Origin of the sequence: Streptomyces sp. 378 (genome assembly GCF_030124145.1) — a bacterium.
In the GTDB taxonomy this organism is placed as follows: domain Bacteria; phylum Actinomycetota; class Actinomycetes; order Streptomycetales; family Streptomycetaceae; genus Streptomyces.
In genome coordinates this window covers 1-4038 of record NZ_JASKMS010000073.1, presented here as the reverse complement: position 1 = coordinate 4038, position 4038 = coordinate 1, and the positions used below count along the sequence as shown (strand labels likewise).

At 73.8% G+C, this 4038-nt stretch carries 5 protein-coding genes; 4 read left to right on the top strand and 1 reads right to left on the bottom strand.

The window, feature by feature from the left end:
- Positions 1 to 67: 67 nt before the first annotated feature.
- Positions 68 to 1495 carry a serine/threonine-protein kinase gene (locus QNO09_RS39470; RefSeq protein ID WP_283975043.1) on the bottom strand — a complete coding sequence of 476 codons (1428 nt, stop codon included), beginning with the start codon at positions 1493 to 1495 and terminating at the stop codon, positions 68 to 70.
- 195 nt (positions 1496 to 1690) lie between these two features.
- Here QNO09_RS39470 and QNO09_RS39465 point away from each other — a divergent pair, with 195 nt between their 5' ends.
- From QNO09_RS39465 to QNO09_RS39450, 4 genes are all read left to right on the top strand, one after another.
- Positions 1691 to 1930 carry a DUF8836 family protein gene (locus tag QNO09_RS39465; RefSeq protein ID WP_283975042.1) on the top strand — a complete coding sequence of 80 codons (240 nt, stop codon included), beginning with the start codon at positions 1691 to 1693 and terminating at the stop codon, positions 1928 to 1930.
- A 234-nt stretch (positions 1931 to 2164) separates the two neighbouring features.
- Positions 2165 to 2371 (top strand): hypothetical protein, encoded by a 207-nt coding sequence (locus QNO09_RS39460; protein WP_283975041.1) that lies wholly within the window; start codon positions 2165 to 2167, stop codon positions 2369 to 2371.
- A 203-nt stretch (positions 2372 to 2574) separates the two neighbouring features.
- Positions 2575 to 3516: a phosphotransferase family protein gene (locus tag QNO09_RS39455; RefSeq protein ID WP_283975040.1), complete on the top strand. Its 942-nt coding sequence runs from the start codon at positions 2575 to 2577 to the stop codon at positions 3514 to 3516.
- Positions 3517 to 3595: 79 nt separating this feature from the next.
- Positions 3596 to 3916, top strand: a complete 321-nt coding sequence (locus QNO09_RS39450) for a TFIIB-type zinc ribbon-containing protein (protein ID WP_283975039.1) — start codon at positions 3596 to 3598, stop codon at positions 3914 to 3916.
- The last annotated feature ends 122 nt before the right edge of the window (positions 3917 to 4038 follow it).

Genomic DNA, 4038 nt, shown 5'->3' with positions numbered 1-4038 from the left:
CGAGCGAAGCCGAGAACGGGGGAGCGTGCCGGGCGTCGCGACGCCGCGGAGATCCATCAGAAGGGGCCTAAGTGCCGTCGCCCTGCCGGACGTGCTCCTGCCGTACGACGCCTCCGTCGCCGCCGAGCCCCCGGGCCGGGCCCTGACAGCCCTGGACCAGGGCGATGCCGACCGCCACCAGCAGCGTCACCACGACGAACACGAACAGCCGCTGGCGCAGCAGCCGCGGATTGGCGGGCCGTAGCCCGGTCCCCGTGTTCCTCGGCCCCTGACGCCCGGTGCCGCTGTGCGGAGCGGGACGGCTGCCGCCGGCGGACCGCGTGCCCTCGCGCCCGGTGGGCGTCGGCCGCGATCCGGACCGCGACGGGGCGCCGCCGCGCGAGGCGCCGGGCCCGCGCATCGGGGCCCTGCCACGGCTTCCACCACCCGTCGACCGGTTCCCGCCCCGCGTACCGGCCCCGCCCTGGGAGGGCGTACCGTCCGGCGACGGATGGCCGTCCCGGGACGGCGCGGAACCCCGCGGCGGGGGAGTGCCCCGGCCCCGCCGCGCCCCGGACGCGCCCGCGCCCTGCTGCCCCTGCGGACGGCGGGTCCGCTCGGGGTAGGTGTCGGCGGTCCGCTCGGTCTCGGCGCCGCGTGGCGTGGGCGGCCGGACCCCGGCGAGGTCCTGCGACTCCCGGGCCGCGATCTCCTTGAGGCGCAGCGACAGTTGCAGTGTGCTGGGTCGCTCCTCGGGGTCCTTCGCCAGGCACGCCCGGACGAGCGGAGCCAACGCGTCGGGCACGCCGTGCAGCTGCGGCTCCTCGTGCACGACGCGGTACAGCATCACCTCGGAACTGCCGTGCCCGAACGGCGAGTCGCCCATCGAGGCGTACGCGAGCGTGGCACCGAGCGAGAACACATCGGTGGCCGGCGTGACGGTGGCCCCCCGCACCTGCTCCGGCGCGAGGAAGCCCGGCGAGCCGACGGCCGTGCCGACGTGGGTGAGCGTCGAGGCGCCGGTGGCCCAGGCGATGCCGAAGTCGATGATCCGCGGCCCCTTCGGAGACAGCAGGATGTTGGACGGCTTCAGGTCCCGGTGCACCACCCCGGCCTCGTGCACGGCCACCAGGCCCTCCGACAGGGCGGCACCGACGGCCGCGACATCGGCGGCGCCGAGTGGCCCCTCGGCCGCGACCTTGTCGTGCAGGGAAGGGCCGGGCACGTACTGGGTGGCGAACCAGGGGCGGTCCGCGTCGAGGTCGGCGGCCACCAGCCGGGCGGTGCAGCCGCCGCGGATCCGCCGGGCCGCCGAGACCTCGCGTGCGAACCGGGAGCGGAACTCCTGATCCTCCGCCAGGTCGGGCCGGATGACCTTGAGCGCGACCCGTTGCCCCTTCTTGTCGGAGCCCAGGTAGACCACGCCCATTCCGCCCGCGCCGAGCCGTCTGTGAAGCCTGAACGAGCCGACGACGCGCGGGTCCTCGCGCCTCAGGCGCATCATCGCCATGTTCATCCCCGCTGCCCGGTCCTGTGACGAGCCACAGCTTACGTTTCCACGGCCGCCCGCGCGCAGAGGCCGCGCCCTCTCAGGGTGATGGATTGTCAGTGGTGGGTGGGAGACTTGAAAGGTGGTCAGGGAGGGCGCGAAGAGGCGGACTTCGCGCAGTGGATGCTTCCAACCGCCCGTCGCAGAAGGGGGATTGATCCTGTGAAGGGTGATCGTGTGGAGATAGTCGTGGATGCGGGGGACACAACGCGCACGTACGAGGTGGTGGCGAGCAGGGCGGGCCGCAGGGTGGAGACGGCTGTACGCCGAGGTGTCGTGGAAGTGAGCGAAGTCACGCGTACCGGGGCGGTCGTACGTACCGCCCGCTTCATGGCGAATCGGGTGCTGGCCCTGGTGGAACAGCCGATTCCGCGGGAGGAAAGCCGGGAGAAAGCGGAATGAGCCGGGTGCCCCGTGGGGGAAGACCCTGAGACCCGTGTCCCCGTCTCCACCCAGGGGAGTACATCGCAGGTGACGCCTCATCCTCCGGGAGGCCCGGCAATCGGTACGAGGGCATGACGCCCGGGAAGGGCCGGACGCCTAGATTTGAGGTCAAGCGGCGGGTGCAGCACTCGTCCCCCGAGGTCAGACGCCCGCCGCTGCAAACGACAACGGAGAACGGTCAGGAGAGGGACCATGGCCCAGACGGCTCCGCGGACGCTGTTCCGCGAAGAGGGACGCAAGGTGTACGCCGCCGCGTTCCGCCGCCGGCAGGGCCGTCGCCACCCGGTGGTGGCGACGCTGATGGCCCTTCCCCTGGCGGTCCTGCTCCTCCTCGTCTTCGACGGGTGGGAGACAGTGGCCATACAGGCGTCGTCCGTGGGCGAGATGCTGGGGCGCTGAGCGGCGACCCCAGGCCCGGAAGAGCGGTCCGGGCGGGGACATCCCACCCATGAAACCCCGTGGGGACGGGGGTGCGGCGGACGGCAAAAAATGCCGGCGCAGCTGGGGAGCTGCGCCGGCATTGCTTTTGTCCGGCAGGCGCCAGGCACCCGGAACAGGCGGTTCCCTGCGGCCGGGGCCCCGGCCGCGCGTACTCTCACCCGGTGAACTCCGCCCCCGGCCCGCTCCTGGCCGACCTCACCGCCAAGGCCCGAGCCACCGCCCACGCACGCGCGTCGGCCTGCCCCTGCGGCGCGGCGACGCTGGCCGACCGCCCCGACGGCCTGGTGGTGCGGCACGCGGACACCGTCGCGAAGGCCCACCCCCCGGGCACCGACCCGGCCGAACTCGCCGGCCGTCTCACCCTCGCCGGCCGGCACCCCGGCATTCTCCTGCCCCCGCTGGACCCGGCCCCGGTCGCCCTGCACGGCCGCCTGGTGACGTTCTGGCCGTACGGCGCCCCGGTGGATCCCGAGGATCCCGACGCCGCACCCTGGGAAGGCGCCGCCGCACTCCTCGCCCGCCTTCACCGCACCCCGACGCCGCGGAACCTGCCCGCGATGCGCGGCCCGGCCAAGGCGGCCCAGGCCGTCGCCCGGCTCCGCGAGGTCGGCCCGCACCCCGCGGCCGCCTCCGTCCTGCGCGCCTGGGCCACCCTCCCGCCCTGGGCCCGGGCCGAGGCGCGGATGCCGCGGACCGACACCCTCTGCCACGGCGACCTCCACCTCGGCCAGCTCGTACGCCACCCCGCCCCGGCGGGCCCCTGGCTGCTGATCGACGTGGACGACCTCGGCGTCGGCGTCCCCGCCTGGGACCTCGCCCGCCCCGCCGCCTGGTACGCCTGCGGTCTGCTCCCGCCCGACGTCTGGGCCCGCTTCCTCGCCGCCTACCGGGAGGCGAGTGGCCCCGCCGTCCCGGCCGAGGGCGACCCCTGGCCCGCTCTGGACGTCCCGGCCCGTGCCCTCACCGCGCAGACCGCGGCCCGGGCCGTCGCCAAGGCGGTCGCGGCCGGCCGGTCACTGGACGAGGTGGAACAGTCGCTCGTGGACGCCTGTGACCGAATGGCTACCGTCCCGCCGCAGTTCGCGCAGGAGCACGCGAAGTAGGGTGCAACCGACCACAGCGGGACAGAGTCTGTCCTTGCGAGATGTGAAGCAGGACCGACCGGCGAGGAGTTGAACGACCATGCAGTGTCCCAAGTGCCGTGCGCCGATGCACACGTACAACCGCAACGGTGTCCAGATCGAGCAGTGCAGCGGCTGCCGCGGGATCTTTCTCGACTACGGCGAGCTGGAGTCGCTGACCCGCCTGGAGGCCCAGTGGTCCCAGTCCGCCCCGCCGCCCCCGCCGGCCCCACAGGCCTACCCGGCCCCAGCGGCCCCACAGGCCTACCCGGCCCCACCGGCCCCCGCCTGGGGCGCCCCGCAGGGCCACCACCACGGTCACCACGGCCATCATGGTCACCACCGCAACAAGAGCTTCGGGCGCATGCTGTTCTCGTCCTGAGTCGCGACATCACAGGAGCCCCCGGCCGCGAACGGCCGGGGGCTCCTGTGTGCTGTGGACGATACTGGGATTGAACCAGTGACCTCTTCCGTGTCAGGGAAGCGCTCTCCCGCTGAGCTAAT

Coding starts and splice junctions, on each gene's coding strand:
- QNO09_RS39460 (WP_283975041.1), top strand. CDS start 2,165: ATGGCCCAGACGGCTCCGCGGACGCTGTTCCGCGAAGAGGGACGCAAG.
- QNO09_RS39450 (WP_283975039.1), top strand. CDS start 3,596: ATGCAGTGTCCCAAGTGCCGTGCGCCGATGCACACGTACAACCGCAAC.
- QNO09_RS39470 (WP_283975043.1), bottom strand. CDS start 1,495: ATGAACATGGCGATGATGCGCCTGAGGCGCGAGGACCCGCGCGTCGTC.